Here is a 25,509-nt window from a genome sequence, read left to right as displayed (position 1 = left end):
GAACAGCTTCTTTGCTTCAACCACTGTGCTTCAATCGCTCCAGTTCATCACGATAGGCCGCAGCTTTCTCGAACTCGAGGTTCTTGGCGGCTTCGTACATCTGGTCTTCCAGTCGGCTCATCGCCTTCACCAATTCATCCGGTGACAGCCTTGATACATCCACTGAGTACTCAGCCGAAGGTTCGGCCACTTTGCGGGCTCCACTCTTTCCTTTTTTACCTGGAATCTGCTGGGCACCTTCCATGATATCGGCAACGGATTTGCGGATTCCACGCGGGATGATGCCATGCTCGGCATTGAAGGCAAGCTGCTTTTCACGGCGTCGTTCGGTTTCGTCAATCGCACGCTGCATCGAACCGGTGATGCGATCAGCATAGAGAATCGCACGCCCGTTCACATTACGTGCGGCGCGACCGATCGTCTGAATCATGGAGGTTTCAGAACGCAGGAACCCTTCCTTATCTGCATCGAGAATTGCCACCAAAGCCACTTCAGGCATATCGATCCCTTCTCGCAACAGGTTGATCCCTACGAGAACGTCAAATTCACCGATACGCAGGTCCCGAATGATTTCGACCCTCTCGACAGTGTCAATATCCGAATGCAGGTAACGTACTCGGACATCATGCTCGGCGAGATACTCGGTCAGGTCCTCTGCCATTCGCTTGGTCAACACCGTCACCACTATTCGTTCCTTGCGGGCAACGACGCGATTGATCTCTTCAAGCAGATCATCAACCTGTGTACTTGCCGGCCGCACTTCGACCACCGGATCAATGAGGCCCGTCGGACGCACGACCTGCTCGACGACTTGCTGCGCATGCAGGGCTTCGTATTTACCGGGGGTGGCCGAAACAAAAATCATCTGGGGCGAGATGCGCTCCCACTCCTCGAATTTCATCGGACGGTTGTCCAGTGCCGATGGCAGTCGGAAGCCATATTCCACCAGCGTCTCCTTGCGTGATCGGTCCCCCTTGTACATGGCACCAATCTGCGGCACGGTGACGTGGGATTCGTCGATGACCAGCAGCGCATCATCCGGCAGATAGTCAAACAATGTCGGAGGTGCCGCCCCAGGCTCACGACCTGACAAATAACGCGAGTAATTCTCGATCCCCGAGCAATAACCCAGCTCCAATATCATCTCGATATCATAAAGGGTACGCTGCTCCAGCCGTTGAGCTTCAACCAGCTTGTTGTTGTCCTTGAGCTGCTTGAGCCTGTGCTGAAGCTCTTCCTTGATATGTTCGGTTGCTTCGAGCAGTGTTTCACGCGGCGTAACATAGTGGGTTTTTGGATAAATCGTTGCGCGAGGCACCTTGCGCAGCACTTCACCGGTCAGAGGGTCAAACCATGCAATCTGATCCACCTCATCGCCAAAGAGCTCTATTCGAATCGCCTCCTTTTCCGACTCGGCGGGAAACACATCAATCACATCTCCCCGCACACGGTAGGTCCCGCGATGAAACTCGATATCATTGCGTGTGTATTGGAGCTCAGCCAATCGACGCAACAGGTCGCGCTGATCAATCACATCGCCACGGTCCAGATGCAACATCATCGACAGGTACGATTGAGGGTCACCCAATCCGTAGATTGCAGATACAGTGGCTACGATAATTGCGTCATCACGCTCCAGCAGCGCCTTGGTCGCTGACAGACGCATCTGTTCGATGTGATCGTTTATGGAGGCGTCCTTCTCTATGAAGGTATCCGACGAGGGCACATAGGCTTCCGGCTGGTAGTAATCGTAGTAGGAAACAAAGTATTCCACGGCATTATCGGGGAAAAACTCGCGGAACTCCCCATACAGCTGTGCCGCCAGGGTCTTATTGTGCGCCATGATAATTGTGGGACGCTGAACGGCCGCGACAACATTGGCGATGGTGAACGTCTTCCCTGAACCTGTAACGCCGAGCAGCGTCTGAGCCGCCAGACCCGATTCAAGACCATCGACCAGCATTTCGATCGCCTTGGGCTGATCCCCGGCCGGCGCGAAGGCCGACTGAACCCTGAACCTTTGTTTCATCACTCCACCACTATTCAAGATGACCCAACAGTATACCTTGTCAGCAAGTACGCATTAAATTACTGAGCCAATGGATCTTCACTTCAACATCGGCTTTTTTGACTCGGGGGCATTCAGACCCGGTCACTTATGCTGTATGCTCTTCTGGCTATATGCATTGATGGATACCTTGCACCGATTTATAGAGAGGACCAAGGCTTGGACGTGCAGCTTTCCAACCGCGTGAACAGCATCAAACCTTCCCCCACCCTGGCAGTCACCAACCGTGCTGCCGAGTTGCGTGCCGAAGGCAAAGACATTATCGGCCTGGGTGCCGGCGAACCTGATTTCGATACCCCGGAGCACATCAAGGCCGCGGCTACCAAAGCCATTCAGGACGGTTTTACCAAGTACACCGCCGTGGATGGCACTCCAGCGCTGAAAAAGGCCATTATCGCCAAATTCGAACGTGAGAACGGCTTCAAATATGAAGCCAACCAGATCCTGGTCTCAAGCGGTGGCAAGCAGAGCTTTTTCAACCTGGCACTGGCCCTGCTCAACCCGGGTGACGAAGTCGTCATTCCTGCGCCATACTGGGTGTCTTACCCGGACATGGTTATTGTGGCCGAAGGCACCCCTGTCATCATCACCACAACTCAGGAACAGCGTTTCAAGATCACACCGGAACAGCTGGATGAAGCGATCACCGACAAAACTCGCCTGGTGGTACTAAACAGCCCATCCAACCCTTCCGGCGTAGCTTACACACTGGAAGAGCTTAAAGCGCTGGGTGAGGTACTGAATAAGTACCCGAATGTGCTGGTCGCTACCGACGATATGTACGAGCACATCCTGTTCACCGAGCAGCCGTTCGTTAACATCCTGAACGCCTGCCCTGAACTGTATGACCGTACCATCGTGCTAAACGGTGTTTCCAAGGCCTACTCCATGACAGGATGGCGCATCGGTTACGCTGCTGGCCCGGCCAAACTGATCGGTGCGATGAAGAAGATTCAGTCCCAGAGCACCTCCAACCCGAACTCTATAGCTCAGGTTGCAGCCCAGGCCGCACTGGAAGGCCCACAGGACTGCGTCGAGATGATGGTCACTGCGTTCAAACAGCGTCATGACTTTGTCGTCGCAGCACTGAACGAGATCGAAGGCGTCGACTGCATCGAAGCTGACGGCACCTTCTACGCATTCCCGAGCTTCCACAAGGTGATCGATTCTCGTCCAGAGTTTGCTGATGACATCGCCCTCGCCGAGTTCCTGCTGCAGGAAGCCGGTGTGGCACTGGTACCCGGCTCAGCCTTTGGCGCTCCGGGTAATATGCGACTCTCATTCGCCACCAGCCTTAACGTGCTGGAATCGGCAATCAGCCGCATCAAAGCGGCACTTGAGAAGTAACACCCTACGCCCCGGTTCAACCGGGGCGTTTTCTTTACGCCACAGATAACCTGCCATGAAAACCCACGCTCTCACCCAACTGCTTGCCTCAACGTCGGCTCCCGCTCTTCTGCTCAAGGAAGGTGACACACACTGGAGTAACGATGCATTTAACTCGCTAGCCAAGTCTGATCGCCACCAATTGGAACACTGGGGAAACGAGGGCAAGGGAGAAATTGTTGTATGCGCAGGCATCGTGTTTGAGCGCCTGAGCGCAGGTGATCATACGCTGATCATAGCAAGCGGGCACCGGGCCGCCTCTCAGCAACGTCAACTGATGCAAGCCCTGATACCACAACTGCAAAAAGGCATCAGTCCTTTCTTTGCTCTACCACAGGTTCTGTGTGAGCTACTCGACTGGGAGTCGTCAGCCGCCTGCACTACCCTGAATAACCATCAACTGACCCTGGTAGGCCATTGGCATGCCGGTGAGCAGCACCCTCCACAAACCCTTGAGCTTCACGATAGCCTTGCCGCTTCGCTTTACATCCACCAGGCACCAACCACCCAGATACAGGAATGGATTAAAGCCACTCGGGACCCCTTGATGCCGACGTCAGGTATCTGGTTGGGTCAACGTATCGAAGACGCCAGCGGCGAGACAATCGGGCACTTGGCGGTCTGGGACAAAGAGCCCAAAGCCAATCTGACAGACAGCATTCACCTGCTGCAGCTCTGCGCCGACCTGGTTGGAGCCTGGCTGCCACCCAAAAACGCTGAGTCCGAACCAACAGCCTATACCGCCGACCCACTCACCCATCTGCCCCAGCGTGATGCTCTGGATAATGCGCTTTCACAATGTGAGAAGTCCTTTCCTGAGCATGAATACATGCTGGCGCTTATTGATATCGACGGTTTGTCCCGCATCAATGCCGAGTTTGGCCACCAGGAAGGCGACCGCGTTCTGTGCACATATGCTGACAAGTTACGGCACGAATGCCGACCCAACGACCAGGTTTTTCGATTTGGCGGGGATGAGTTCGTATTACTGATGCCTGTCAGCAAGAAAGCGGCACCCATCATCAAGCGACTGGACCTGCTGAACCGCAGCATGGCCGAACAGCTGAACCACCCTTTCAAGGCCAGTGCAGGCTACGCACTGATGACCGAAGCCAATGGCAGCAGCGATGAACTGATGCTACTGGCCGACAGCCGCTTAAAACAGGCCAAGAAAAAAACCTGAAGCCCAAAAACAGCGCCCCCTAATATTGAACCGATCATTCCAATGATGCAGAATACCTGTTTTCTGGAATGAATGGTTCAATTTAATGACCAGAGGCAGACCGCCCACACACAGCCGCGAAGCACTACTGGAAATCGGCAACTCCCTGTTCCAGTTGCACGGCTACCACGGCACCAGCTTGAGCATGATTCTGGAGGCCTGCGGCGTCTCCCGCGGGTCCTTCTATAACTTTTTTGGTGGCAAGGAAGCCTATGCCATTGAAGTTATTGAACATTATCAAGTTCTTGAAATGGATTGCTGGCAGGAAGAGTTTTCACGACTGGAAGGTTCACACGCGGCCAAGATGCAGATCATGATGCGCCGCCTGATTGAAGAATTCAGTATTTCCAATGAACGCATCGGCGGACTGCTGGCCAACCTCTCTGGCGAAATGGCACTTGCGTCGGACAATTTTCGCGCTGCGATCCGTAACGCCATCAGCCGTGTATTGCATGCGATTACGGATGACATAAGGATCTGCCAAGAGGAAGGCACCGTAAGAACCGACCTGCCTGCCAATGAGCTTGCGCAGCTGATTTGGGATTACTGGCAAGGTGCCGTCCTGCGTATGAAGACCGAGAACAGCCGCGCCCCGCTGTACCAGGCAGTCGATATGCTTTGGCAGAACCTGCTGCCACCCCAACAACTCTAAGCCCCCAAGAGCCCGACATGAGAAAAACACTAGTAGCCATCTGTTTGACCAGTTTGCTCAACAGCCCGCACACATGGGCAGAGGACGGCAAACCATCTGGATTGCCGGCCGAAGTGATGCGTGTGCAGCCCACATTGCTCGAGCAGTCACTGACCGCTGTGGGCGTGCTGCAGGCCAATGAATCGGTGATGATCCGCCCGGAACAAAGCGGGCGCATCAGCGAGATCCTGTTTGAGGAAGGCCAGCAGGTCAGTGAAGACAGCCCGATGTTCAAGCTTGATAGTGCGCTCTATGATGCGGCCTTTGCACAGGCGCAGGCCCGTGCCCGCCTTAGCCAGCTTGAATACGAACGTGCGGCCAGCCTGCTGCAAAAGCGCGTCGGCTCGCGGACCGAGCATGACGCCAAACTGGCACAATTGCGTGTGGATGAGGCCGAAGTCGCACTGGCCCGTACTCGCCTGGAAAAGATGACCGTTCGCGCACCCTTTACCGGAACTGTGGGCCTTAGACTCGTCAGCCCGGGTGATTTCGTCACCACCGGGCAGGATCTTGTAGAACTGACCGACACCTCCAGTTTGAAAGTGGAGTTCAGCATCCCTGAACGACATTTGCAGCAGCTTCACGTTGGTCAGCCGATCAACCTAAGCGTCGATGCGCTTGGTGACTCTGCCTTTGCGGGCGAGATTTATGCGATCTCACCCAGCGCAAACCCCAACAGCCACAACATCAGTGTGCGTGCCCGAGTACCAAACTCAGAAGGACTGATGCGTCCCGGGTTGTTTGCACGCATTACCATCATCACCTCACGCGATGAGCAGGCACTTGTTGTGCCCGAGCAGACCCTGATTCTTCAGGGTAATCAAACCCTCATCATGCAGGTGAATGACGCCAACCAGGTTGAGATGGTCCCCGTTACCACAGGCAGCCGCCGTTATGGCGAGGTCCAGATCCTTTCAGGCCTGAAGCCCGGAGCCGTGGTGGTAACCGCCGGCCATATAAAGCTACAACCTGGCATGCCGGTAACCCCCATATTTGCACAACCGGGAAGCAGTGAGGGTAAAGGCTCATGATCCTGTCTGATATCAGTATCAAGCGCCCGGTACTGGCCAGCGTATTGAGCCTGCTTATTCTGCTGGTCGGCCTGATCGCTTATGACCGACTAAGTGTTCGCGAATACCCCAAAATTGACGTCCCTGTTGTTTCTGTGGAGACGGTGTATCCTGGCGCCAGCGCTTCAATCATCGAGTCGCAGGTTACCAAGATTATCGAGGACTCGCTTTCCGGCATCGAAGGCATCGACTTCATCAGTTCGATTAGCCGCTCTGAAAAAAGCCAGATTTCAGTCACGTTCCGCCTCGAGCGGGACCCAGACGACGCTGCAAGTGAAGTGCGCGATCGAGTCGGCCGAGTCCGCGGCCAATTGCCCGACGATATTGAGGAACCAGTTGTCGCCAAATCGGAAGCCGACGCACAGCCAATCATCTGGATTGCACTGTCTTCCGACAGTCACACCACCATGGAAGTGACTGACTACGCCGAAAACCGGGTCAAGGATCCTTTGCAAACCGTACCTGGTGTTGCAAGCGTCATGATCGTCGGTGAGCGCCGCTACGCCATGAGAATCTGGCTGGACCCACAGAAGATGGCAGCCTATAGGGTGGTCCCGCAGGATATCGAGGCTGCATTGAGCGCACAGAATGTCGAAATCCCGGCCGGTCGCATCGAGAGCCGCGACCGTGAATTCACCGTTCTGGCCCAGACAGACCTGAATTCCGTATCCGAGTTCGAGCGCATCATCATCCGTAACGATAACGGCTATCCAGTGCGTGTTCGCGATGTCGCGCGCGTGGAGATTGCCCCGGCTTCAGAGCGCAACACCGCACGCTTCAACGGTAACAACGCCGTAGCACTGGGTGTGATCAAGCAATCAACGGCCAACCCGCTTGATGTATCTGCAGGTGTCCGCGAAATGCTGGTACAGATCGAACAGAACCTGCCACCGGGCATGCATGCTCAGGTAGGATATGACTCCTCCATCTTCATTGAAGAGTCAATCGAGTCAGTTTTCACCACCTTGTGGCAGGCGGGTGTACTGGTCGTGCTGGTCATCTTCTTCTTCCTGCGCAACCTCAAGGCCACACTGATTCCTGTGATCACCATCCCTCTGTCGCTGGTCGGTGCTTTCGCGATGATGCTGCTGATGGATTTCTCCATCAACACACTGACTCTGCTGGCACTGGTGCTCGCCATAGGGCTCGTGGTGGATGACGCCATCGTTATGCTGGAAAACATCTACCGTCATGTCGAAGCCGGGCTTGATCCGATTCAGGCTGCTTTCAAGGGCGCTCGCGAGATCGGCTTTGCCGTCATTGCCACCACGGCTACACTGGTGGCGGTATTCGTGCCCGTAGCCTTCTCAACCGGGCGTACCGGCAAACTGTTTACGGAATTTGCCTTGACACTGGCAGGTGCCGTCGTGGTTTCGACGTTCATTGCATTGTCATTGTCTCCGATGCTCAGCTCCCGACTGCTGCATCACGAGAAGCGTCACAGCGCCATTTTCAACCTCATTGAAGGCTGGCTCAATCGTTTGAGTGATTTTTACCAACGCATTCTGAGCAGAGTACTGCGGTCTCGTCTGTTGGCCGTTTTCCTGCTGGGTGCCAGCGCAGCCGGTGCGGCTTACTTTTACCAGCAGCTTCCTCAGGAACTGGCTCCGACCGAAGACCGTGGCACCATCATGACCTTCTCGATTTCTCCTGAGGGCTCATCCGTTGACTACGTTGATCGCTATGCCCGCCAGGTCGAAAAGATCGTCGGCGAAGTGCCAGAGGGAATGTACTACTTCGGAGTGGTGGGCTTCCCGAGTGAAACCAACTCACTGAGTTTCCTGCGCCTTGAGAACTGGGACCAGCGTGAACGCAAGCAACAGGCGATCACAGACAGTCTTACACCTCAGCTGTATGCGGGTGTGACCGGCAATATGAGCTTTGCCATGAATCTGCCCTCTTTGGGGCAAAGCATCATTTCACGTCCAGTCGAGTTCATTATCAAGACCACTGCTGACTATGAGCAGCTGGCAGTGATTACTGACAAGATGATGGAGAAAATTGCCCAGAACCCGGGGCTTGCCCAGCCGGATAGCGACCTTAAGCTCAACAAGCCTGAACTGCTGGTCACCCTGAATCGAGACAAGGTTTCTGATGTAGGTATCGACGTAAACACAATCGGTCGCAGCCTGGAAACCTTTATGGCGGGTCGCGAGTTGACTCGCTATAAACAGCAGGGCGAGCAGTATGACGTTATTCTTCAGATCGAAGATCGTTACCGCCAGGTTCCGGGCGATCTGACCAACGCCTATGTGCGTGGCAGTAATGGTGACATGATCCAGCTGGCCAACCTCGTCACTGTTGAAGAAAGCATCACCGCCAAGGAGCTTAACCACTTTGACAAACTCAAAGCGGTCAAGATTCAGGCAATGCTCGCACCTGGTTACAGCCTTGGTGAGGCTCTGACCTTCATGGAGCAAAGTCTCAAGGAAGTCGCCCCGGAAGCGCTGTACGACTATGCCGGCCAATCGCGTGAATTCAAGGAGTCCAGCAACACCCTGCAGATGACATTCGGCCTGGCTCTGATATTCATCTTCCTGGTGCTGTCAGCACAGTTCGAGAGCTTCAAGAACCCATTGATCATCATGCTATCGGTACCTCCGGCACTGGCCGGAGCTCTGCTGGCGCTGCATTACAGTGGCGGCTCATTGAGTATCTATAGCCAGATTGGTCTGATCACGCTGGTCGGACTGGTGACCAAGCATGGCATTCTTATTATCGAGTTCGCCAACCAGCTTCAGGACCGTGGCACCGAATTGCGTGATGCCGTCGTTGAAGCCGCCGCATTACGCTTGCGTCCTATCCTGATGACAACAGGCGCAACCGTACTGGGAGCCCTGCCGCTGGCTGTGGCCTTCGGCGCTGGCGCCGAGTCACGTCAACAGATTGGCTGGGTGATTGTCGGCGGTATGCTGCTGGGCACGCTCTTGACCCTCTTTGTGATCCCAACAGTCTACAGTTATTTAGGTAAACGCAACTTCCGTCAGGTCGAGCCTGATCCTGCACACCGATAAAGGAAGCACGCACGTGAAACAGATGAAAAAACGATTGCTCCCCCTGATCATCGCTGGCGCCTTCGTCAGCTCGGCAGCTCAGGCAGGCGCACTGGCAGACCTCTATCAGCTGGCACTGGATAACGACCCCCAACTCAAAGCCGCAGAAGCCACTTATCTGGCCGGTCAGGAAGCTGTCCCCCAGGGGCGCGCCGCCCTGCTGCCGCAAGTGAATGCCGGCGGAAGCTACACCCAGTCCGACAGCGGGCTGCTTGATCAGGAAGCCAGCGATCGTGCATGGCAGGTCTCTCTGGTACAACCTGTATTCGATACGACCAAATGGTTTACTTTCCAGAAGAGCAAGCTGGTTGGTGAGCAAGCCAAGTTGCAGTTTGACCTGGCGCAGCAGCAGCTGATTCAGCGTACCGTTAATGCCTATCTGGGCGTGCTGAATGCAAAGAGCGCACTCGAAACCGCTCAAGCTCAAGAAAGGGCCCTCCAGCGTCGCCTGGACCAGGTCAATGCCCAGTTTGACGTTGGACTGATCGCCATTACCGACGTACAGGAAGCACAGGCTTCATTTGACAACGCAGTTGTACAGCGAATCGATGCCGAGGGCGCATTAGCCAACAGTTTCGAAGCACTTGAGCGCTTATCCGGCTCCCCCTTCAGCCAAGTCGACCCGCTTCGGGAAGACTATCCGGTAGAGGCTCTCACCCCTGCCGATCCTGCCGTGTGGCTTGAAAAGGCTCGAAATGGCAACCTGGCACTCAAGCTCAGTGAACTGGGCGTGGAAACCAGTCGCCGGGATACGCAAATTGCACGCTCTGGCCACCACCCAAGGGTTAACCTGGAAGCGGCCTACGGCTACAGCGAGTCCGAGTTCCAACCAGCTACAGGCCAGTGGGACGATAACAGTCAGGTTGCCCTGACCCTGAGCGTACCGATCTTCTCCGGCGGCGCCACCAGCTCCCGCGTCCGTGAAGCAGAACAGGGTCTGTACGCAGCGCAGTACAACCGCGAAGACCAGTACCGAGCCGTCACCGAGCAGACCCGCTCACTGCTGCGTGACCTGCAGACCAGTGTTCAGAGTGTGAAGGCCCGCCTGCAAAGCATCAAGTCACGCGAGACCGCGCTGAGAGCCACTGAAGAGGGGTTCAACGTGGGCACTCGCAACGTGGTCGATGTACTTCAGGCAGAACAGGCTCTGTACCAGGCTCGTCTGAACTATGCGAACGCACGATTCAACCATGTTTCCACCCTGTTCCGCTTCAAGCTGCAGCTGGGCACACTGAGCCCGGATGATCTGATTGCACTGGACGAGTGGCTGCAAGCCGGACCCGCTTCCTGAGTGATGACACAAAAAAAGGCTGACAAACGTCAGCCTTTTTTCGTTCTGGAATAGCCTAATGCACGGTCGGGTTATCTTCCTCAGCATCCGACAGAATCGGTTGACCGGAACTGTCAAGCGCTAGAGCCCCCTGCTCTTGAGCGAGCTCCAGCAACTGCTGCAATAGCATCTCGGTCAGATGCGCACTGATAATGAGACCAGCTGGTGGATCTCCTTCAAAGAGTTCCTCATCCACCAGGCCATCAGCCCTCAGACCCAGCAACAATGGGTTTTCAACGATCAATGGCGCAAGATCATCAGGAGCAAAGACTACATAATCGGACGAGACCTGCAGGGCTAACTGGTAGGCATCATGAGCAGCTTCAGACAATTGCTTTTGATAGGCCTTCTCGGCTGCATTAAACAGCAGGCTTAGCTGACGGGTACCACTCTGCTGCAGATTGGGCCCGGCAACCTCGCTGTAGTCGATACTCTTAACCGCGGGAACATTGTCGAGCTCCCATGCATCAACCATGATGCGATCTTCGGAGTCCACTTCCAGCCATTCACGGTTCACCGCAACCACCAGCAAACCTTCAAGCGCGGCCGCACAGATATTGCTGGTGACAATAACCCCCACGCTGGGATTTTCCATCTCGGAAGGGTCTTCAACCAACTCACTGGCACGCGCGGACAGCAGCTTTGGATCATCTGCAATCAGAGCAGCCAGCTCGACAGGCTCTAGACTCAGCATCTGCTGACATACCCTGTGCGCCGTCAGATAGGGCTCACTCTGCCCGTTTTCCTGCATACGGCGAACATATTCCTGTCGTACACTGTCCATCAGTTCAGCCAAACGCTGACTCATGCGCGCCTCCGCATTCGGCTCACAGGCCGCTTAGTGAATGGTAATACCGACTGGCTGGACATCATCCTTCATGCGATCAAATGCCAGGCGCAATTGCTGCAACGGAATCAAGCCAAAGTCGACGGGTTCATCCGGAAGCTCGCACCAGTCCAGTGCCCACACGCGAGTCATCAATTCGTACTCGCCAATCAGTGCATCCAGAAAGATCATCACCGCTTCGACGCGAGGGTCCATCTCCAGAATCTTAGGTGCATCCTTAAGATAGATCGCCAGCTGCATCTTGCCATTGATGATTCTCAGCGAGCACCAGAAATCATGGATTTCGCAAAGCTCTTCGCCCATGTTGACGCAGGACGGGATGGGATCATAGCGATGGTTGAACGCGCGGAAGCTGATGCCGTTTAACTCCGGTGCCGCACCCACAACGCTCAACACCGAGTGGATCGATTCAGGATAGCCGTCACAGCCGAAGATCATCTCCACCGGTCCCTCTTCATGCTCACGCTCGAAATGAAAGGTCAGGTTGCGATCAATCTTCTGCAAGCTATCACGGTAGGTATTCAACAGACTTTCGGCATCGAACTGCATCTCCTGCTGGCTCTGCAGCAGTTGATCAAGCGTAAGTTCGATCTGTTGCCAGAATGCCTGGATCCGTTTCAGATCAGGTTTGGAATTCATGCACACCCAGTTCTACTGTCAGGTTCGCGGGACAACAACGCCGGTCTGGCCCTGGTATTTGCCGTTACGATCCTTGTAAGAGGTCTCGCAGATGTCGTCTGCGCCCAGGAACAGCATCTGTGCCACACCTTCGTTGGCATAGATGCGTGCCGGCAGCGGAGTAGTGTTTGAGAACTCCAGCGTCACATGACCTTCCCATTCGGGTTCGAGCGGAGTGACATTAACGATAATACCGCAACGAGCATAGGTGCTTTTGCCCAGACAGATTGTCAGGACGTCACGCGGAATACGGAAGTACTCAACCGTACGCGCCAACGCGAACGAGTTGGGCGGGATAATACAAACATCAGACTGGACATCAACAAAGCTGCCCTCATCGAAGTTTTTGGGATCGACGATAGAGGAATTGATGTTGGTGAAGATCTTGAACTCATCAGCACAACGCACATCATAACCGTAGCTCGATGTACCGTAGGACACGATCGGCTGATCATTGACCCGACGTACTTGACCGGCCTCGAACGGCTCGATCATTCCATGCTTGTCCGCCATCTGACGAATCCAGCGATCTGACTTGATACCCATATCACCCTATTACCTGAAAAGAAGTTCAGCAAATCAACGGAGCATTCTACCCGTTTTGGATAAAAAAAACCGCCCCGGCTCTCACCGGGGCGGAAAATTTCATCTCGCTGTACTAATCAAGTTCGACTGCGATATTCGGGACGAAGTTCCCGCCTTGTGAAGATTTTTTAGCGAGGACGGCACTGAGCCTGCGTGCGATCGCTTTGTATCGTTGCGCATGAGCACTGTCAGGATCAGCGACCACCGTAGGCTGACCTGCATCAGTCTGTTCACGGATCGCCAGCGCCAGCGGCAATTGCCCCAGCAGCTCGGTTTCATATTGCTGCGCGATACGCTCACCACCTCCGGCACCGAACAGAGCTTCCTCGTGTCCGCAATTGCTGCAAATGTGAACACTCATGTTTTCGACAACGCCCAGTACAGGGATATCAACCTTGCGGAACATCTCAATCCCCTTGCGTGCATCCAACAATGCGATGTCCTGCGGCGTGGTGACAATAACTGCCGCACTGACCGGCACCCGCTGAGCCAGTGTCAACTGGATATCTCCGGTCCCGGGCGGCATATCGATCAGAAGATAATCCAGATCCTGCCAAAGGGTTTGATTCAACAGCTGCTGCATGGCTCCACTGACCATCGGACCACGCCAGACCATGGGTGTATTTTCGTCAACGAGATAACTCATCGACATGGATTGCAGGCCGTGACGTACGATTGGCTTAAAATATTTTTCTTCAGCCGTGTCCGGGCGCTCACCCTCGGCAACTCCCAGCATCATGCCCTGACTGGGTCCATAAATATCAGCATCGAGAATCCCGACACGGGCACCTTCTGCCGCCAGCGCGAGCGCCAGGTTGACCGTGGTCGTGGACTTGCCAACACCGCCCTTGCCGGAAGCGACCGCAATGATATTTTTGACGCCTGCAAGCCCTGGCAACTTCTTGGGACTGGGGTGACCCTCTACTGCTTGATCAATATGAACATCGATCCGGCGACTCCCTGCCACAGGAGCAATCACCTCAGTAAGAGCTGATCGTATCGTTTCATGACGAGTCGCACAGACATGCTTCAATTTCAGCTCGATGTGTACCTGGTCATTGTCAATCTTGATCTCCTGTACACAACCGGCGGCTGTAAAAGCGCTTTTCAGATCAGGATCGATATAGGTTTCGATCGCTGCTTCGATCTGCCCGCGGGTAATTGCTGTCACTCGACCTCCTCAACTGCCGGCACTCCGGCAATAACCAACTTATTCACTCAAGTATTATGCATTATCCGACGCTATCAGTTCCAGTGCCAGCCGTTTAACTGCTGCCAAATCCGCCTTGCCGCTCCCCAGTATCGGTATCTGCTCAACCTCTATCACTTCGGACGGGCGATGCAGTGGCAGTATGTCCGCTTTACGCAACTGGCGACTCACCTGCTCGGGCTCTTCTTCCACCAGTAGTACGATACGTTCACCTTTCCGGGCATCTGGCACGGCAACGGCAGCCAACCGCTGTTCTTCATACTCCAACGCCTTGCGCAAGGAGGTTTCAACCGCGGTAAGAGAGATCATCTCGCCCCCTACTTTGGCAAATCGGGAGTAGCGGTCCACGATGGTCAGAAAACCATCTGCGTCGAGACGACCCTTGTCGCCCGTCTTGTACCAACGCAAGCCATCTTGATCGATAACCACCTCAGCGGTTTTCTCCGGATTGTTCAGGTATCCCTTCATGATCTGACTGCCACCGAGCAGGATCAGACCATCTTCACCTACCGGCAATTGTTCAAGGGTGTCCGGATCGACAATCCGAAACATTGACCCCGGCAACGCCATCCCGACAGTGCCCTGACGCTCACCGATCTGAACATTCCACCAGCGCGCGTCCAGATAGTCCGGCAGATTAACACTGGCCACCGGTGTGGTCTCAGTACAACCGTAGCCCTCCAGCACCGGAACCTTGAACCTCGCTTCGAAGCCACTCTTGATTGAGGGAGACAACTTTTCGGCACCTGCCACTACAACGCGCAAACTCTCGAACATGAGCGGATGCAACCGCTTATTACGCATATAGAGACCCAGGAACGTACTGGTCCCACAGAGGATAGTCGCACGGTATCGCGCGGCTGCCTTACCTATGTTGACCGCATCGGTGGGGTCAGGATGACAGACCACCGGAATACCCTCCACCAGCGGCAGCATGCAGGTGACGGTCAATCCAAAGGCATGGAACAGAGGCAGCGTCGCCAGAATACAGTCGTCGTCCTGGACATTGAGCACCGATGAGATCTGCTTAAGGTTGGCCATCATGTTGCGATGGCTCAGCATGACACCTTTGGGAGCCCCCTCACTACCGGATGAGAACAGAATGGCTGCGGTCTCATCCAAATTGGAGTGCCCTCCATACATCCACTGCAGTACCGGTCGCGGCAACAGGACCGACTCGATCAGCGTCAACACCGCTTCCAGCTTGCCTATTTTCGCTTTTACCGCTTCCAGCTTGATCACTTTGACGCTGCTGAGCAACTGATCCAGTTTCACGCCACGTTGCTCAAGCTTGTCCAGGAAACGCTCTGACGTGATGATCGTCTTGATTCCGGCTTGCTCCACTGCACTCAGCAGCGCTGCCTCGGGTGCGGTGTAATTGAGGTTTACCACCGTCTTTCCCGCCATTAAGGCGGCCATATTGGCAATGGCACCACCCGCTGCGGTCGGCAGCAACAGCCCCAGATTCTGCTCATTGATCTGACGCATGCGGCGACTGAACAGGATACAGGCTGTCAGCAGACGGCGATGATTCAATACCGGCCCGTTCAGATCTGTCAGCGCCCATTCGGTCGGAGCTGCCTTGGCTGTACGAATGAAAGCAGAAGGAAGCGTTTCCAGCGAGTCTGTGTACTCATTCCAGGCGCGAATCGAAAGCTCAGCCACCTTTTGCTTGACCACTTCCGCCTTGGTATCAAGCGGAATGGTGTCTCCAAAGGCAACAATCACATCACGCTTGATACCGCCTCCCTCGGAGTTCTGCAGGCGCTCACTGGAACGTGAAAAACGACTGCCCCACAACCCCCGCAGATAGAACGGCAAAATACGGGCTTTCAGTGTTTCGTGTGCATCATCCGGACGGGCCAGACGCTCAAAACCTCGCTTGAATTCGCCCAGTTGACCGCTGTAGCTAATCGCACCTTCAGGAAACAGACACACCACTTCGCCCTGTGCCAGCAATTCACGTACCTTCTGCATGGCACTTCGACTGGCACCGGAGGAGATCGGTATCACACCGTACAGATCGAGAAACCAGCGCAGGTACCAGCGTTCGTAGATGGAACGTTCCATGACGAAATAGATATGTCGAGGACAGGCGAGCTGCAACATCGCCCAGTCCAGCCAGCTGATGTGATTTCCCAGCAGCAGAACCCCCTCTCCATTGGCCGGCAAGTGCTCGAAGCCCAGTACCTTCAGTCGATAACGACGTCGTACCAAAGCAGACACCATCAGGCGAATCAGAGCCTGCGGTAGCAACAGGATCGCATAGATCGCACCGGCCACACCGACGGCCCCCAGGAGCCAGAGCAGCGCTCCTGACGATATTGAGGCAGTCGCACTCACCACCGTCAGCACCAGAAAGGCGAGCATGGCAACATTCTGAATAAAGTTGTTACCTGCCAGCACACGCCCCAGACGCGATTCGGGTGCATTGAACTGAATAAGGGCGTTGAGTGGAACCGTCATCAGCGACCCTGAAATCCCGATCAGCAGAAAGGCCCCTGCGCTCATCCAGATGCTATCAAGCGTGGGAAGAGAGACCAGGCCAAGGGCGACACCGGCGGCACCGAGAGGAATAAGCCCGGCATTAATGAAGTGACGCGAGAGGTGTGCCGCCAGGACAGAGCCGATCATGATGCCGATGCCCGCCAGCGCCATCACGGACTGAATGACAAAGGTGTTGCTTTGCCCAAGCTGTTCCTCGGCATACGCAGGGAACACAGCCAGCATCACCTGACTAACGGACCAGAACAATGCCAAACCGATAATGGAGAGCAAAATGACCTTGGGCTCGCCTAACGCGCGCAAATTACGTTTCAGGCTGCGCCCAGTCAGGTAATCCTGCATGTCAAAGCGCTGGGTTTCATCTGTGCTACTCAAGGCTGGCAAACGATAAGACAGGAATACCTCCAGGCCAGCCCCGGCCACCAGCAACCAGCCAAGCGGCGCTATCTGCAGCATGATGGTCTCAGGACTCATTTGCTGAAGCACTGCAACCTTCCATTCGAACAGTGCGGAAAAAGCCACAATTCCGCTCAGTATGGCCACCATGGTACATGCCTGAATCCAGCCATTACCTTCACTGAGACGTTCATTCCCCAGCAATTCACGGATGAATCCATATTTTGCAGGCGAGTACAGCGCACTCTGGACAGCCAGAAAGAACGTGAACACAAAAGCCGCCACAAACCATCCCTGGTAGTAGCAATAGGTAATCGCAAGGGTAATGGCCAAGGCCGCCCAGGCAGAGATACGCATTACACGATGCTTGGGAAACTTATCCGAAACAAACCCTGCCGGGGTAAACAACAGGATAAATGGCAACAGAATCAGGCCATTGACGATTGCCGTCAGTAATATCTGGGTATCACCGTCATATACCTTGAAGAGAGTATTCTGAATGGTGATCTTGTGGCCCAGATCGACAAAAGCATTTATGAAGGCAATCAGGATAAAGGCGACAAAACCTTTTATTCTCAGTAACTCAAGCATCCCTTTCAGCCTCCAGGCTCCAACCGCTCAGCAGACCTTCAATCAAGGCATCAAGCATTTTTCGCTCAGCATCAGCCTGATGCAGGAACAGCTTGTCGCCTGACCTGAGCTGGGCAATGCCATGCACCCCACTCCAGAGCACGCGCGCACGGACTGCAATAACCTCAGCACTATCCTGAAAAAGGTCGGAAAGCGCTTTTTCGATAAGCTCGAAGAGTGACTCAATCCGAAGGGCCAGTTCTGCCGGCAGTCGATTACTGTCGCTGGAGCGGTGCTCGAACAGCAGACGCCACCGCTCGGGATAACGAGCAGCAAAGGCAAGGTAGGTGTCCGCATAGGCATAAAGACTGGTTTTGGGTGATGCCACCTTTACCGCCTTAAGCGCCGCCATCAGCTCGTTTAGCGTCCGGCTATTCAGCTGCCAGCAAAGGTCATCCAGATTACTGAACACGGAATACAAAGACCCGGCCGAATACCCGATAGCAGCCGCTACCTTGCGTGTACTCAGCGCCTGCACGCCTCTGGTTTGGAGAATCTCTTCCGCTGCTGAGAGTGCCAACTCATGTAACTCTTCACGCGTGTGATCATTGCGCCTTGCCATACCGCCCATCCTTTTTTGAACAGTGTTCAATTACATGCAGGCATCATAGTTTCCAGCTGGATAAGCGTCAATAAAATATTGAACGGTGTTTAAAATAAAGCTGACGCCTCAGTCAGACTCACTCTGGATACCCGGAAGTGTTTCAAATCCGGGGCGGGCAAAATAATACCCCTGCATCAGACGCACCCCCCGAGCACGGAAAAACTCCATCTCGCCAGAGGTCTCGATTCCTTCCGCCAAGGGCGTAATCCCCAACCGGCTACAAATTTGCAGCAAGCCTTCAACAATAACCTGCTTCACCTCATTGCGATCAATATCCCTGATCAGCTCCATATCCAGCTTCAGGATATGCGGAATAAAACCGGCCAAAAGATTCAACCCGGCATGTCCTGCACCGAAATCATCAAGCGCCGTTGTAAAGCCCTGGGCACGGTAATACTGGAAGATGCGTGTCAGGTGGGCAGTGTCATGAACTCGTTCGGATTCCGTAATTTCGAACATGATCTGCTCGACCGGAAGGCCATATTCATGGGCCGCAGCAAGCGTACTGCGAATACAATGCTCCGGCGAATAAACAGCATTTGGCAGAAAATTAATGCTCAGTTTCTGCTTGAGCCCCAGACGAGCAGCCAGCTCTATGGCTTTAACACGACATGCCTGATCAAAGGCATAACGATTGTCATCATTAACCTGAGACAGGACTTCACCAGCCCCCTGCCCTTCAGGGCCTCGCACGAGGGCTTCATAGCCAAACACCTTGTTATCGATGACATCGACTATTGGCTGAAACGCAAAGGTAAAATCGAAATCAAGAGGAGCTCTGCATCCACTGCATCCAGGCTCCATCTCGCTCCGTGCAATCAAGTCTGCCATGATCTCTCCTGTTACGTTTCCATGGAAAAGGATATAGATTTTACGACATACAGATCATCTGGCTTCAAATACAGCACAGAGTGATAGGCTACGCCAACAACTTGGGCTAATACCCCAAAGGCCAGCATGGCTGACGCAAATTAATGACACATGGAGAATTTTACATGATCAAAACCATCACGGCAGCACTGGCTTTGGCTGCCCCCCTGGTTTTTGCCGCCCCTGACGCACCCATGCGGGTTTCTCTGGATACGACTGCCGGCAACATTACCCTTGAACTGGACAGCCAGAACGCACCGATTACGGTTGCCAACTTCGTCCAATACGTTGAGAAAGGCCATTATGATGGCGTAATTTTCCATCGTGTTATTCCCGGCTTCATGATTCAGGGAGGAGGCTTCACCCCTGACATGCAGCAGCTCGAAACAGCGGAACCGATACAAAATGAATCCGATAATGGGCTGAGCAACCTTCGCGGTACCATTGCCATGGCTCGTACGCGTGACCCTCACAGCGCCACTGCGCAGTTCTTCATCAATACCGTTGATAATCGCCGTTTGGACGGAACACCCGGTCGCCCGGGATATACCGTTTTCGGCAAGGTCAGCAGCGGCATGGAAGTAGTTGATCTCATCAGCAAGGCACCAACCGGGAGTCGGGGGCATTATCGAGACGTACCGGTCACCCCGATCATTATAAACAAGGCAATTATTGTCGAATCCGAGTAACAACCGACCGTTGACCAACGCCTGAGCTCTGGTTGACTGAACGTACGAGCCTGAGCTCAGGATTTACATCCAGCACATGCGGGCTACGCTTAACCTGATACTTCCGAGTTTCGCACCACATCCAGGCAAATGGATATTCATTGGTAGTGTTAGCATTTGGAGGTTTAATGAGCCGTTATCTGAAGCCTGCTCAACAGGCACGAGCAGACGGCACACTTCGACGGGTTGGCTTTGAACTGGAATTTACCGGCCTTACGTTTGCACAGGCCAGAGAGCATGTCCGCCAGGCTCTGAAAGGAGCGGAAAAGCCCAAATCCCCCGTTGAGACATCTTTCGAGACTGACGCGGGAGTGTTTAACCTTGAGCTTGATTGGGCGCTCCTCAAACAGGTATCCAAAGAATACGCCAATGCTGATCCCACCCCTGACTGGCTGGAGAGTCTTAGTCGGGCAGCGGCGATAATTGTTCCGATCGAGCTGGTATGCCCTCCAATCCCTCTGGATCAGCTCGCATCTCTTGACCCGATCATCAATACCCTGAGAGTGGCCGGCGCACAAGGCACGGATGATTCAATTATTGCGGCACTCGGTGTGCATATAAATGCCGAACTGCCGGATACCAAACCCAGTACTATTCAGGCGTACCTCAAGGCATACAGCCTCCTTCAGTGGTGGCTGGTGGATGCCCATGACGTCAATATCGCCCGCAAGGTTTCACCCTATGTCGACCTGTATCCGGAGGAGTATATCGACAGGCTGCTGGTACAGTCTGATGCTAACCTGGATGATATTTTCGATCTCTATCTGACCTACAATGCCACACGCAACAGGGCACTTGACCTATTGCCACTGCTTTCGCATCTTGACGAGCAACGTGTTCAGGAAAAGGTCCAGGATGATCGCATCAAAGCACGTCCTGCATTCCACTACCGACTACCCAACTGTGAAATCGAGAACAAGACCTGGAGTCTGGACGCTGAGTGGAATACCTGGTGGGTCGTCGAACAGCTTTCGGCAGATAGCAGCGCTATAGAAACGCTATCCCGGCGCTGGTCATCAATGTCGCGACCACTGCTGGGCGTGAATCGTGATGAGTGGGTAAGCGGGGTCGATCAATGGCTGCACGAACGCGGGTGGCTGTGACTGGCAACAATCGGCGCTGGTCCCCCTCATGGTGGTGTACAAGACTCGCCCTGAGACTTGTCGGAGCTGAGGCTGTTCGAGTAAGCGTGAGCCATGATGTGCCGAAAAGCACCATCGATGCATTGGTCGTGGGTGGCGGTGATGACATCAGCCCTGAACATTATGACGGGGATTTGGAAGCGCCGGTCAGGAGCGACCCTGAACGTGATGCACTCGAGATTGCCTGGATCAAGCATGCGCTGGAAGCCAAGCTGCCGATACTGGGAATCTGCCGCGGCGCGCAATTGATAAACGTCGTACTTGGAGGAAAGTTGCACCAGGATCTGCGTAACCTGCGCCAGCTTACCTACAACCGACCCGGACTCTTACCCACGAAGCAGGTGCAGCTTGAGCATCACAGCCGCATGGCTATGGTATGTAAACAGGAACATCTGCGCGTCAATAGCCTGCATCATCAAGCGGTAAGCTCGACAGGCCGGAGCCTGCGGATTGTGGGACGGGACCTGGACAACATTGCTCAGGGCTTTGAGTCCGAGGATAAAGCCATCATAGGGGTTCAGTGGCACCCGGAATATCTGCTTTATCTCCCATCTCAACTCAGACTGTTCCGCTGGCTGGTGACCTCTGCGCAAAGCTCCCAGGCACAAAAAAGCCCCGCAAGGCGGGGCTTTTGAAGATACTGGTATATTGGCGATCAGTTGCGCTGGTCGAAGTCCAGTACGACCTCGTCGCTGATCGGGTGAGCCTGACAACTGAGCACGTAACCGGCTTCAATTTCGTGCGGCTCAAGACCGTGGGAGATATCCATCTCCACTTCACCTTTGATCAGCTTGCACTTGCAGGTAGAGCAGACCCCACCCTTACAGGAGTAAGGCAGATCCATACCAACTTCGATACCGGCGTCCAGAATGTTCTGACCCACGGTAGCCAGATCGAACATGACGGAGCGACCATCGGCAACAACAGTCACCTTGCTCATTTTCTCTTCGCCGTACTGAGCTACACGTGCCTGAGCTTTCTTGAGAGTTGCCTCGGCATCAGCTGAAGAGCTGGCGAACAGTTCGTAGTGAATCTGGTCGTCGCTCAGGCCTTCCATACGGAAGCCGCGTGAAACTTCGGTCATCATCGCTTCAGGACCACAGATGAATGCTTCATCCGTGCTCTTAATGTCGATCAGGCCGGCTTTCTGCAGCGCATAACCCTTCTTGTTGTCGATACGGCCATTCAGCAGATCGGCACCCTGGTCTTCATAGTCCATGATGTTGATCCACTGGAAGCGGTCCATGTAACGGTTCTTGACGAAGTTCAGCTCGTCTTTGAACATCACAGTGTTGGAGCGCTGGTTACCGTAAATCAGGGTCACCTTGCTGTTCGGCTCGATATCCAGCACAGACTTCATGATGGAGATCATCGGCGTGATACCGGAGCCTGCCGCGATGCACATGTAATTCTTGGCATTGTTCGGGTTCAGCTCAGTGTAGAAGCTACCCTGTGGCGGCATCACTTCGACATCCATGCCCGGCTTGAAGTGGTCGTTGGCATAGTTTGAGAACTTGCCGCCATCGACACGCTTGATGCCGACACGCATGTGGCCATCGGTAACGCCGGAACAAATGGAGTAGGAACGACGTACATCTTCACCGTCGATCGTGGCACGCAGCGTCAGGAACTGGCCCTGGATGAACTTGAACTTCTCGGTCAGTTCTTCCGGTACAGCAAAGGTCACGCTGATGGCCGAATCGGTCTCCGGCTGCACTTCGGCAATCTTCAGCGTGTAGAAATTGGTGTCAGACATCGCTTCACCTTATATCTTTTTGAAATAGTCAAAAGGCTCATTGCAGTCATTGCACTGAAACAGCGCCTTGCAGGCGGTGGAGCCAAACTCACTGATCCTGCGAGTGTTGCGTGATCCACAATGGGGACACTGGGCATGAGCATCAGGTGTCAAGCCATCCTCATCGAGCTCGGCATCTTCAGGCGGCGCGATACCGTAATTGCGCAGCTTGCGACGTCCTTCCGGCGACATCCACTCTGAACTCCAGGCCGGCGACAACTTGGTTTTCACCTCAACATCGTCATAACCGTTGGCCTTGAGTGCCGCGATGACATCATCGGTGATGGTGTTCATCGCCGGGCAGCCCGAGTAGGTCGGGGTGATGGTGACCAGGATACGGTCACCATCACGCTCGACATCACGCAAGATCCCCAGATCCCAAATGCTCAGCACCGGCACTTCAGGATCCTTGACTTGATCGAGCAGGTCCCAGAGTTCCTTCACCTCGGCAGCATTGCGTTGCTGCAACCGGCGGTACTGCTCTTCTGGCATCAGTGAGATTTCATTCATGTTTCTTATCCCTGGCAGCTTTTGCTTACCACTGGCAGCCCGGATGAGAGCGGTGCACGATCTGCATCTCGGTCAGCATGTGACCCAGATTTTCAGTGTGGTAGCCGGTACGGCCACCGCGCACAGCCCAACCATCTTCAGGCACAGTCAGGGTCGCTTCAGTCAGAATATCGCTGACCATCTTGTGCCAGGCAGTACGCAGCTTGGATACATCAACCGCGATACCGGCATCAGCCAGCATCTGCTCGGTTTCGTCCATGTCGAACATTTCGTGAGTGTAACCCCAGAGTGCATCGACAGCTTTCTGCGTACGCTTGTGACTTTCCTCAGTACCGTCACCCAGACGCAGCACCCAATCACGGCTACGACGCAAGTGATACTTGGTTTCCTTGATACCCTTGGCGGCGATGGCAGACAGGGTTTCATCCTTGGACTGCAGCAGTTCAGGCAGCACCAGGGTGTAGTAAACATCGGCGAACAGCTGACGCACCTGAGAGTACGCAAAGTCACCTTTCGGCATTTCCATCAACAGCAGGTTGCGGTATTCGCGATCGCTGCGCATGTAGGCGAAGTCGTCTTCGGTACGACCATCATTGGCCAGCTCAGCCGCATAGGTGTAGAACATGCGGGCACGACCGATGTAGTCCAGCGCCACGTTACCGTAGGCAATATCTTCTTCCAGGAAGGGGCCATAGCTGACCCATTCAGAAATACGGTGACCCAGTACAACGGAGTCATCACCCAGACGGGTTGCGTATTCCAGCGTTGCCGCTTTGATTGCATCACTCATTACTTGTCTCCTCAATTTATCCCGTTAAACACGATTACATGTTGTTGACGGGTTCGGGCAGCACGTAATAAGTCGCGTGGCGGTACGGCTTGTCATCGTTCGGATCGTAGAAGCAATCCGCATCATCTTCCTGAGAGGCGCAGATGTCGCTGGACTTCACAACCCACAGGCTGACGCCTTCACTACGACGGGTATAGCAGTCACGCGCATATTCCAGCGCCTGCTCGTGATCTTCGGCGTGCAGGCTTCCGACATGCTTGTGATCCAGACCGCGCTTGGAACGCACAAATACTTCAAACAGTTCCAGTTTTTCAGTTGGCTTTGTCATCTCAGTTACCCTCTTACGCCGCATTCTGCGCTTTCTTCGCGCGTTTCTTTTCGTTGTATGCCGCAATGGCGTCACGCACCCATTCACCTTCTTCGTGAGCGGCGATGTGGTGCTCAATACGTTGACGGTTGCAGTGACCGTTACCGTTAATCACGCTCCAGAACTCGTCCCAGTTCAGGTCGCTGCTGTCATAGTGGCCACGCTCTTCGTTCCACTTGATGTTGGCATCCGGATGATCCAGACCCAGTACTTCGATCTGCTTGACCGTCTGGTCAACAAACTTCTGACGCAGGTCGTCGTTGGTTTCGCGCTTGATCTTCCACTCCATGGACTTCTGAGAGTGGGCAGACTCGGAGTCGTGCGGACCAAACATCATCAGTGCAGGCCAGTAGAAACGGTTCAGCGCATCCTGAGCCATGGCCTTCTGCTCCGGAGAACCTTTGGCCAGCGCCAGCATGGCTTCATAACCCTGACGCTGATGGAAGCTCTCTTCCTTACAGATACGGATCATGCCGCGAGAATAAGGACCGTAGGACGTACGCTGCAGAGAAACCTGGTTCACGATGGCCGCACCATCAACCAGCCAGCCGATAGCGGCAACGTCAGCCCAAGTCAGGGTCGGGTAATTGAAGATGGAAGAGTATTTTGCCTTGCCGCTCTGCAGCTGCTCGATCATTTCAGAGCGAGAAATGCCCAGGGTTTCAGCTGCACTGTACAGATAAAGACCGTGACCGGCTTCATCCTGCACTTTAGACAACAGAACCGCCTTGCGACGCAGCGACGGGGCACGGGTGATCCAGTTCCCTTCAGGCTGCATGCCGATCACTTCTGAGTGGGCGTGCTGGGAGATCTGACGGATCAGGTTCTTGCGATAATCTTCCGGCATCCAGTCCTTCGGCTCGATCTTCTCTTCCGCTTCGATCTTGCGCAGGAAATTTTGTTCTTCAGGCGTCATCGTGCTGCTCTCCGATCTTATGTTTCGTTCTTTCGCACTGTGTAACTTATTCTTGTCAATCAGAGTGTTTTTTGTATCGCTCCGATCTCACCGAGCCGTTATTGAACTCCAGTGAA

At 54.3% G+C, this 25,509-nt stretch carries 22 protein-coding genes; 9 read left to right on the top strand and 13 right to left on the bottom strand.

Annotation, left to right across the window (positions count from 1 at the left end; genetic code table 11):
* Nucleotides 1–16: 16 nt before the first annotated feature.
* The gene (gene uvrB, locus LN244_RS06845) at nt 17–2,029 is read right to left on the bottom strand and encodes an excinuclease ABC subunit UvrB (RefSeq protein WP_239042100.1); all 2,013 of its coding nucleotides are present in this window, start codon (nt 2,027–2,029) and stop codon (nt 17–19) included.
* A 198-nt stretch (nt 2,030–2,227) separates the two neighbouring features.
* Between uvrB and LN244_RS06840 the strand changes: the two genes are divergently transcribed.
* The 6 genes from LN244_RS06840 (at nt 2,228) to LN244_RS06815 (ending at nt 10,781) form a co-directional block, all read left to right on the top strand.
* Nucleotides 2,228–3,415, top strand: a complete 1,188-nt coding sequence (locus tag LN244_RS06840; RefSeq protein ID WP_239042099.1) for a pyridoxal phosphate-dependent aminotransferase — start codon at nt 2,228–2,230, stop codon at nt 3,413–3,415.
* A 55-nt stretch (nt 3,416–3,470) separates the two neighbouring features.
* Nucleotides 3,471–4,637 carry a GGDEF domain-containing protein gene (locus tag LN244_RS06835; RefSeq protein WP_239042098.1) on the top strand — a complete coding sequence of 389 codons (1,167 nt, stop codon included), beginning with the start codon at nt 3,471–3,473 and terminating at the stop codon, nt 4,635–4,637.
* Nucleotides 4,638–4,722: 85 nt separating this feature from the next.
* Complete coding sequence (locus tag LN244_RS06830; RefSeq protein ID WP_239042097.1) at nt 4,723–5,328, top strand: TetR/AcrR family transcriptional regulator; 606 nt, start codon at nt 4,723–4,725, stop codon at nt 5,326–5,328.
* Nucleotides 5,329–5,345: 17 nt separating this feature from the next.
* Complete coding sequence (locus tag LN244_RS06825; protein WP_239042096.1) at nt 5,346–6,398, top strand: efflux RND transporter periplasmic adaptor subunit; 1,053 nt, start codon at nt 5,346–5,348, stop codon at nt 6,396–6,398.
* Nucleotides 6,395–9,451, top strand: coding sequence for an efflux RND transporter permease subunit (locus tag LN244_RS06820; RefSeq protein ID WP_239042095.1), 3,057 nt, complete (start codon nt 6,395–6,397; stop codon nt 9,449–9,451). The genes LN244_RS06825 and LN244_RS06820 overlap by 4 nt, the downstream gene beginning before the upstream one ends.
* 22 nt (nt 9,452–9,473) lie before the next feature.
* Nucleotides 9,474–10,781, top strand: coding sequence for a TolC family outer membrane protein (locus LN244_RS06815; RefSeq protein ID WP_239042376.1), 1,308 nt, complete (start codon nt 9,474–9,476; stop codon nt 10,779–10,781).
* Nucleotides 10,782–10,836: 55 nt separating this feature from the next.
* Here the strand turns inward: LN244_RS06815 and LN244_RS06810 are convergent, their stop codons facing one another.
* The 7 genes from LN244_RS06810 to LN244_RS06780 all read right to left on the bottom strand — a co-directional run bounded on the left by LN244_RS06810 (nt 10,837) and on the right by LN244_RS06780 (nt 19,106).
* Complete coding sequence (locus LN244_RS06810; protein WP_239042094.1) at nt 10,837–11,628, bottom strand: hypothetical protein; 792 nt, start codon at nt 11,626–11,628, stop codon at nt 10,837–10,839.
* Nucleotides 11,629–11,658: 30 nt separating this feature from the next.
* The gene (locus LN244_RS06805; RefSeq protein WP_239042093.1) at nt 11,659–12,306 is read right to left on the bottom strand and encodes a hypothetical protein; all 648 of its coding nucleotides are present in this window, start codon (nt 12,304–12,306) and stop codon (nt 11,659–11,661) included.
* A gap of 18 nt (nt 12,307–12,324) precedes the next feature.
* Nucleotides 12,325–12,891, bottom strand: coding sequence for a dCTP deaminase (dcd, locus tag LN244_RS06800; RefSeq protein WP_239042092.1), 567 nt, complete (start codon nt 12,889–12,891; stop codon nt 12,325–12,327).
* A gap of 112 nt (nt 12,892–13,003) precedes the next feature.
* Nucleotides 13,004–14,101, bottom strand: coding sequence for an iron-sulfur cluster carrier protein ApbC (gene apbC, locus LN244_RS06795; protein WP_239042091.1), 1,098 nt, complete (start codon nt 14,099–14,101; stop codon nt 13,004–13,006).
* Between the two features lie 54 nt (nt 14,102–14,155).
* Nucleotides 14,156–17,632, bottom strand: a complete 3,477-nt coding sequence (locus LN244_RS06790) for an acyl-[ACP]--phospholipid O-acyltransferase (protein WP_239042090.1) — start codon at nt 17,630–17,632, stop codon at nt 14,156–14,158.
* A complete protein-coding gene (locus LN244_RS06785; protein ID WP_239042089.1) occupies nt 17,625–18,233 on the bottom strand; it encodes a TetR/AcrR family transcriptional regulator in 609 nt (202 codons plus the stop codon). The genes LN244_RS06790 and LN244_RS06785 overlap by 8 nt, the downstream gene beginning before the upstream one ends.
* Before the next feature lie 108 nt (nt 18,234–18,341).
* Nucleotides 18,342–19,106 (bottom strand): EAL domain-containing protein, encoded by a 765-nt coding sequence (locus LN244_RS06780; RefSeq protein WP_239042088.1) that lies wholly within the window; start codon nt 19,104–19,106, stop codon nt 18,342–18,344.
* Nucleotides 19,107–19,270: 164 nt separating this feature from the next.
* Between LN244_RS06780 and LN244_RS06775 the strand changes: the two genes are divergently transcribed.
* The 3 genes from LN244_RS06775 (at nt 19,271) to LN244_RS06765 (ending at nt 21,650) form a co-directional block, all read left to right on the top strand.
* Complete coding sequence (locus LN244_RS06775) at nt 19,271–19,834, top strand: peptidylprolyl isomerase (protein ID WP_408904455.1); 564 nt, start codon at nt 19,271–19,273, stop codon at nt 19,832–19,834.
* Between the two features lie 167 nt (nt 19,835–20,001).
* Nucleotides 20,002–20,976, top strand: a complete 975-nt coding sequence (locus LN244_RS06770; protein ID WP_239042087.1) for an amidoligase family protein — start codon at nt 20,002–20,004, stop codon at nt 20,974–20,976.
* A gap of 98 nt (nt 20,977–21,074) precedes the next feature.
* The gene (locus LN244_RS06765; protein ID WP_239042086.1) at nt 21,075–21,650 is read left to right on the top strand and encodes a gamma-glutamyl-gamma-aminobutyrate hydrolase family protein; all 576 of its coding nucleotides are present in this window, start codon (nt 21,075–21,077) and stop codon (nt 21,648–21,650) included.
* 20 nt (nt 21,651–21,670) lie between these two features.
* On the opposite strand, the gene paaE is transcribed toward LN244_RS06765, so the two are convergent.
* From paaE to paaA, 5 genes are read right to left on the bottom strand one after another with little or no spacing between them, the layout of a single operon-like run.
* Nucleotides 21,671–22,771 carry a 1,2-phenylacetyl-CoA epoxidase subunit PaaE gene (gene paaE / locus LN244_RS06760; RefSeq protein WP_239042085.1) on the bottom strand — a complete coding sequence of 367 codons (1,101 nt, stop codon included), beginning with the start codon at nt 22,769–22,771 and terminating at the stop codon, nt 21,671–21,673.
* Between the two features lie 9 nt (nt 22,772–22,780).
* Nucleotides 22,781–23,320: a 1,2-phenylacetyl-CoA epoxidase subunit PaaD gene (gene paaD / locus LN244_RS06755; RefSeq protein WP_239042084.1), complete on the bottom strand. Its 540-nt coding sequence runs from the start codon at nt 23,318–23,320 to the stop codon at nt 22,781–22,783.
* Between the two features lie 25 nt (nt 23,321–23,345).
* Complete coding sequence (paaC, locus tag LN244_RS06750) at nt 23,346–24,110, bottom strand: 1,2-phenylacetyl-CoA epoxidase subunit PaaC (protein WP_239042083.1); 765 nt, start codon at nt 24,108–24,110, stop codon at nt 23,346–23,348.
* Nucleotides 24,111–24,144: 34 nt separating this feature from the next.
* Entirely contained in the window at nt 24,145–24,438 is a 294-nt protein-coding gene (paaB, locus tag LN244_RS06745) for a 1,2-phenylacetyl-CoA epoxidase subunit PaaB (protein WP_239042082.1), read from the bottom strand.
* A 13-nt stretch (nt 24,439–24,451) separates the two neighbouring features.
* Nucleotides 24,452–25,393, bottom strand: a complete 942-nt coding sequence (gene paaA / locus LN244_RS06740) for a 1,2-phenylacetyl-CoA epoxidase subunit PaaA (RefSeq protein ID WP_239042081.1) — start codon at nt 25,391–25,393, stop codon at nt 24,452–24,454.
* Nucleotides 25,394–25,509 lie beyond the last annotated feature (116 nt).

Source organism: Marinobacterium sediminicola (genome assembly GCF_022343685.1).
GTDB classification, from domain to species: domain Bacteria; phylum Pseudomonadota; class Gammaproteobacteria; order Pseudomonadales; family Balneatricaceae; genus Marinobacterium; species Marinobacterium sediminicola.
This window is presented reverse-complemented; position numbering and strand designations above follow the sequence as displayed.